9 protein-coding genes are annotated in these 5,317 nt (G+C 65.9%); 7 read left to right on the top strand and 2 right to left on the bottom strand.

Features of this window, described 5'->3' with window-relative positions:
* The 6 genes from Q0982_RS13865 to Q0982_RS13890 all read left to right on the top strand — a co-directional run.
* Positions 1-799: LUD domain-containing protein (locus tag Q0982_RS13865; protein WP_299396532.1), on the top strand; the 799-nt coding region annotated here is incomplete at its 5' end.
* Positions 796-1,512, top strand: a complete 717-nt coding sequence (locus tag Q0982_RS13870; protein ID WP_299396533.1) for a lactate utilization protein — start codon at positions 796-798, stop codon at positions 1,510-1,512. The genes Q0982_RS13865 and Q0982_RS13870, both read left to right, overlap by 4 nt.
* Positions 1,513-1,529: 17 nt before the next feature.
* Entirely contained in the window at positions 1,530-2,129 is a 600-nt protein-coding gene (locus tag Q0982_RS13875) for a Smr/MutS family protein (RefSeq protein WP_299396535.1), read from the top strand.
* An 84-nt stretch (positions 2,130-2,213) separates the two neighbouring features.
* Complete coding sequence (locus Q0982_RS13880) at positions 2,214-2,729, top strand: GFA family protein (RefSeq protein WP_299396536.1); 516 nt, start codon at positions 2,214-2,216, stop codon at positions 2,727-2,729.
* On the top strand, positions 2,726-3,136 hold the full coding sequence (locus Q0982_RS13885) for a helix-turn-helix domain-containing protein (protein ID WP_299396538.1): 411 nt from the start codon (positions 2,726-2,728) through the stop codon (positions 3,134-3,136). The genes Q0982_RS13880 and Q0982_RS13885 overlap by 4 nt, the downstream gene beginning before the upstream one ends.
* A complete protein-coding gene (locus tag Q0982_RS13890; RefSeq protein WP_299396540.1) occupies positions 3,133-3,684 on the top strand; it encodes a PAS domain-containing protein in 552 nt (183 codons plus the stop codon). The genes Q0982_RS13885 and Q0982_RS13890 overlap by 4 nt, the downstream gene beginning before the upstream one ends.
* 97 nt (positions 3,685-3,781) lie before the next feature.
* Here Q0982_RS13890 and Q0982_RS13895 read toward each other — a convergent pair whose 3' ends face one another.
* Entirely contained in the window at positions 3,782-4,078 is a 297-nt protein-coding gene (locus tag Q0982_RS13895) for an HNH endonuclease signature motif containing protein (RefSeq protein ID WP_299396541.1), read from the bottom strand.
* Between the two features lie 226 nt (positions 4,079-4,304).
* Between Q0982_RS13895 and Q0982_RS13900 the strand changes: the two genes are divergently transcribed.
* The gene (locus Q0982_RS13900) at positions 4,305-4,757 is read left to right on the top strand and encodes a MerR family transcriptional regulator (protein ID WP_299396543.1); all 453 of its coding nucleotides are present in this window, start codon (positions 4,305-4,307) and stop codon (positions 4,755-4,757) included.
* On the opposite strand, the gene Q0982_RS13905 is transcribed toward Q0982_RS13900, so the two are convergent.
* Positions 4,754-5,317, bottom strand: a 564-nt coding sequence (locus tag Q0982_RS13905) for an AAA family ATPase (protein WP_299396544.1), incomplete at its 5' end; no start/stop codon positions are given. The genes Q0982_RS13900 and Q0982_RS13905 overlap by 4 nt on opposite strands.

The following is a 5,317-nucleotide window of genomic DNA, read 5'->3' on the forward strand; positions in this document are numbered from 1 at the left end:
GGTGGCGGAGACCGGCACTTCGATCATCGTCACCAACGAGGGCAACGGCGATCTCACCCAGTGCCTGCCGAAGGTCCACATCGTCATCGCCAGCCTGGAAAAGGTGGTTCCCAACCTGGAGGACGCCACGACGATCCTCCGCGTCCTGGCGCGTTCGGCCACCGGCCAGGAGTTCTCCGCCTACACCACGTTTTCGACGGGGCCGCGCCGGCCCGAAGACCTCGACGGGCCGGAGCAGTACCACGTGATCCTGCTGGACAACGGGCGCAGCCAGATGCTGGGCGGCGAGTTTCAGGACATGCTGCGCTGTATCCGCTGCGGCGCCTGCATGAACCACTGTCCGGTCTATCACGCCGTCGGCGGCCACGCCTACGGCTGGGTCTATCCCGGGCCCATGGGCGCGGTGCTGACCCCCAGCCTGATCGGCGTCGACGAGGCGGGGCATCTGCCCAACGCCTCCACCTTTTGCGGGCGCTGCGAGTCGGTCTGCCCCATGCGCATCCCGCTGCCGCGCATGATGCGCCACTGGCGCGAACGCGAGTTCGAACGCCATCTCAGCCCCAAGGCGGTGCGCTTCGGGCTCGCCTTCTGGGCCTTCTTCGCACGGCGGCCGGAGCTCTATCACCGGCTGCTCGGCCTCAAGATGCGGGTGCTCGGTGCCTTGGGTCGCGCCCAGGGCCGCTTCAACGCTCTGCCCTTTGCCGGCGGCTGGACCAGGCACCGCGACTTTCCGGCCCCGGAAGGAAAGACCTTCCAGCAGCTCTGGGCAGAGCGGCACAACGGCAGGGCGGGATCATGAGCGAGGCGCGCGCCAACGGCAGCAAGGGACAGATCATGGCAGCCCTGCGCCGCTCCCTGAAGCGCGAGCAGCCCGCACCCGAGGAGCGCCGTCTGCTGGAGGAGCGCCTGGCACAGCCCCAGGCCGGTTTGATTCCGGCGCGCGGCCAGCGCGGCCACGCTGCGCAGCTCGACCTCCTGGAAGAAATGCTGACCGAGCTTTCGGCCACCGTTGCGCGTCTCGACGATGCCGCCGAGGTGCCGCAGGCCGTCGCCGACTATCTGAAGAGCGAGAACCTGCCGCCGCGTCTGCGCCTGGCTCCGCGGGACGATCTCCGCGCCCTGCCCTGGGACAGCCAGCCGCTGTTGGAGGTGGCCGAGGGCAGTGCCCAGGAAACCGACCCCACCGCCGTAACCGGTGCCTTCGCCGGCATCGCCGAGACCGGAACCCTCGTGATGGCTTCCGGACCCGAGGCGCCGATAACCCTGAACTTCCTGCCGGAGAACCACATCGTGGTGCTGCGGGCTTCCGATGTTGTCGGGGCCTATGAGGAAGCCTGGACCCGCCTGCGCGCGCGTTTCGGCAGCGGGGCCATGCCCCGGGCGGTGAACATGATCACCGGGCCCTCGCGTACCGGCGATATCGAGCAGACGATCCTGCTGGGCGCCCATGGGCCGCGCCGCCTCCACGTCCTTCTGATCGAGGACGCGGAGCAGCCGGCGGCCGCGGACTGACGATCCGGCGGGCAGCCATGACCGGTAAACGCAAAGCGCCCCCTTCCGGCCTCTCGCCGGAAGACCGCCGCCTCTGGCGCCACGTCGCCGAGCAGGCCGCGCCACTCAGCGGCCGCGACAAGCTACGCTCCCGGGCAGACGACCTGCTTAGCGACGATGGACAGCCGAGCCTGCGCAAGGAAGCTGCGGGACCGGTCGCAGGCCCTTCCAGACCCAGGGCACAGCCGCAGACATCCGCGGCGTCGGGTTCGACCCGCCGGCCGGAGGCGGCGCTCACCCACGGCAGCCGAGACGGCCTCGACCGCCGCAAGGCCGACCGATTCCGGCGTGGCAAGCTGCCCATCGAGGCGACCCTCGACCTCCATGGCTTGCGCCAAAGCGAGGCCCATCGCCGCCTGGAGCGCTTCCTCGCCGACTGTCAGGCCGAGGGCAAACGCTGCGTTCTCGTGGTCACCGGCAAGGGCGTCCACAAGGACCAGGGCGGGGTCCTGCGCGCCGCGGTGCCGCGCTGGCTGAACGAGGCGCCGAACCGCGCCCGCGTGCTCTCCTTCGACTACGCCCAGCAGAAACACGGCGGCACCGGCGCGCTCTACGTGCTGCTGCGCAAGAGGCGCTGATCGGGGCCAAGCAGGAATCGCCTTCCACGGCAAAAACCGCTAAACTCCGATCCGGTTATTTTCCGGGGACTCAAGGGAGCAAGTGTGCCGCACCTCGAAGGATCCTGCCACTGCGGCGCCGTGCGCTTTTCGGTATCCTCACGGGCCGCGGTGCCTTACATGCGCTGCTACTGCTCGATCTGCCGCAAGACGGCGGGAGGCGGCGGTTATGCCATCAACCTCTCCGGCGAGGCCGCGAGCCTCAGCGTTGACGGCGAGGAACACATCACCGTCTATCAGGCTAAGGGCAGCGGGCGCGACCCTGAGGAGGTCAGCCCGGCGCGCCGGCACTTCTGCAAGCACTGCGGCTCCGCCCTCTATGTCTTCGACCCGCGTTGGCCGGAGCTGCTGCACCCCTTCGCCTCGGCCATCGACACACCGCTGCCGGCGGCGCCGGAGAGCGTCTGCATCATGTTGGAGTTCAAGCCGGGCTGGGTGCAGCTGCCGCCGGATGCCGACCGCGCCGACTGCTATGCCGGCTACCCCGACGACTCCCTGGCCGACTGGCACAGAAAGCACGGCCTCTATGAGGAGACGGACGGGGAGCCGGGGGCCTCGTGACGCCCTTCGGCGAAAAGCTGCGGGCCATCCGGGCCGGGCGCAAGCTGGCGCTGAAGGACATGGCGGCCGGCCTGCAGGTCTCCCCCGCCTATCTCTCGGCCATGGAACACGGCCGCCGCGGCAAGCCCAGCCGGCGCTTCGTCCACCGGGTCTGCCAGTATCTCGGCATCATCTGGGACGATGCCGAGGAACTGCAGCGCCTGGCCGACCTTTCCCATCCGCGCATCGCCGTGGACACCGCCGGGCTCGATCCCAAGGCGACCCTGCTGGCCAACTTGCTGGCGCAGCGCATCGGCGAGCTGGACGGTACCGACCTGGAGCGCCTGCTGGGGATCGTCGATCCGGAGGGTGCCGCCCGGGAGGGCCCCGGCCAAAGCGAAGACGCCGAAAGCGGGGCCGGGCCTTGAACGGCAGCAGGCCGAGCGCCGAGATCACGGAGCTGCCGCTGCGCCAGTTGTACGACTATTGGACCGCCAAGCGCGGCGGCCGGCCCTGGCCCGCCCGCGCGGACATCCTGCCCTCGGAGATCCCGACCGTCTTGCCCTTCGTCATGCTGACCGACGTGCTGGACGGTGGGGCTGCCGGGGAATCTGGCGGGGGCCTGCAGTTCCGCCTGCGCCTCGTCGGCACCGACGTCGCCTTCGGCATCGACCCTACCGGGCAGCTCCTGCACGAGGCGGTGCCGGAAGGTCCCTACCGCGACCACATCACCGCCCTGTTCAGCCGCGGTGCGGCCGGGCCCGGGGCGCTCTACAGCCGCACCCGCTATAACTATGCGGAGATCACCGGGCCGCGCACCATCGCCCGCATCTTCATGCCGCTGGCGGCGGACGGCGAGGCCATCGACATGATGCTGATCGGCCAGATGCGCGACCGCCAGATCCACGCCGACCACTCCGCCTGGCAGGCCAACCCGCCGGCCATCGACGAAGAGTTCGAACTGCGGCTGCCGTGAGGGAAGCTCCCGTATCTGAAAGAAATCGGGTGCGAGCCCCACTTGACCCGCACCCAGCCAGAAATTTTTCGTTTTAGTCAGCGAAGTGTCTGGCCTGTCAGGCCGCGTTTTCGCAATACCAGGGATAGGTGTCGCCCTTGCGGCGGTTGTTTTCCCAGTAGAGCGGCTGAAGATTATCCAAATCATCCGAACCCCCTTCGGAGGTGGGCTTGATATGGTCGATCTCCCAACCGAAGTTCGATGACGTGTCCCCGTGGTCGGCGTAACGCATCGCGTGATTGCACGCATCGCGCCGCCAGACTTTGGGGTCATAACCGTCAATCGGCCGGCCTTTCTGCCAAACGCTTCGTTTCAGCTTCTCATCGGCGTTGCGGAAGGGATACTGATAAGGCATGGTTTTTCCTCCTATGCCGTACAGGTTTAGGAATGGATGCCCACCTAATAGCTGATCGGCTGAGGTGGGCATCCGCCTTCTTGAGCCGTATACTGTGCTCAATCTACTAGCTACCACAATATATTCTTTGAGTCACTACAATTCGGGTTAACGAGAAGTTAATCCGCAAGATGTTGTGCTTGCTTTTTCTATTTATTAAGAGTTCAGTGCTGAACTATATTTATTAATGACTGAAATTCAGAAGTTTACTTGCCGAGAAGCAGCTCGCTTATCAGGCTTCGAAAATCACATGATGGTCGACTACTTGTGTCGGCAGAAGATTTTGGTGCCGTCCCTACGCTCAGCCCCTGGAAGAGGACGTCCGCGGCTCTTCTCGTTTTGGGACGTGGTCCTTCTGCGCGCAATTAACAGGATTTTGTCCGCAGGTGTGCCAGTGGCCCGGCTCAAGCAGTCGATGCTTGATGCTCAGAAGGAACTGAGGGGATTGACGCCGGAAGAAGCGATCGTACGACGGTTCATGGTGACCGACGGAAAAGAGGTCTTCATGGTGGAAGACCCAAAGCTAATCGTACAACTGACAAAGAATGGTCAGCTCGCTTTCGCCTTCGTATTGGACACGGAAGACGCGCGGCAGGAAGTCTTGGAGAATTCCCAGAAGGGGATCGCAGCGGCTTCTTAAAGAATGAACTTCGACAGGTCGGCGTTCTTGGAGAGTTCGCCGACGCGGCTTTGCACCAGTTCGGCGTCGATGGTGATGGTCTCGCCGCTGCGGTCTGTGGCGGTGAAGGAGATCTCCTCCAGCAGTTTTTCCAGGACCGTGTGCAGCCGCCGGGCGCCGATGTTCTCCACCGAGGAATTGATCTCGGCGGAGAGGTCGGCCAGGGCGTCGATGGAGTCCTCGGTGAAATCCAGGGTCACCCCTTCCGTGTCCATCAGGGCCTTGTACTGGCGGATCAGACTGTTCTCAGGCTCGGTCAGGATGCGCTTGAAGTCGTCGCGGGTGAGCGCGTCCAGCTCCACCCGGATCGGCAGGCGCCCCTGCAGCTCGGCCAGCATGTCGGCGGGCTTGGCCATATGAAAGGCGCCGGAGGCGATGAACAGGATGTGGTCGGTGCGCACCGCGCCGTGCTTGGTGGCCACGGTGGTACCCTCGATCAGCGGCAGCAGGTCGCGCTGCACGCCCTCGCGGGAGACATCGGCGCCGGCCCGGTCGGAGCGGGTCGGTGGCCGGCGGCCCGC

Source organism: Pelagibius sp. (genome assembly GCF_028281305.1).
In the GTDB taxonomy this organism is placed as follows: Bacteria; Pseudomonadota; Alphaproteobacteria; order Kiloniellales; family Kiloniellaceae; genus Pelagibius.

Excerpts from the sequence above, each read along its gene's own strand:
- Q0982_RS13895 (WP_299396541.1), bottom strand. The coding sequence starts at position 4,078 with ATGCCTTATCAGTATCCCTTCCGCAACGCCGATGAGAAGCTGAAACGA.
- Q0982_RS13870 (WP_299396533.1), top strand. The coding sequence starts at position 796 with ATGAGCGAGGCGCGCGCCAACGGCAGCAAGGGACAGATCATGGCAGCC.
- Q0982_RS13900 (WP_299396543.1), top strand. The coding sequence starts at position 4,305 with ATGACTGAAATTCAGAAGTTTACTTGCCGAGAAGCAGCTCGCTTATCA.
- Q0982_RS13875 (WP_299396535.1), top strand. The coding sequence starts at position 1,530 with ATGACCGGTAAACGCAAAGCGCCCCCTTCCGGCCTCTCGCCGGAAGAC.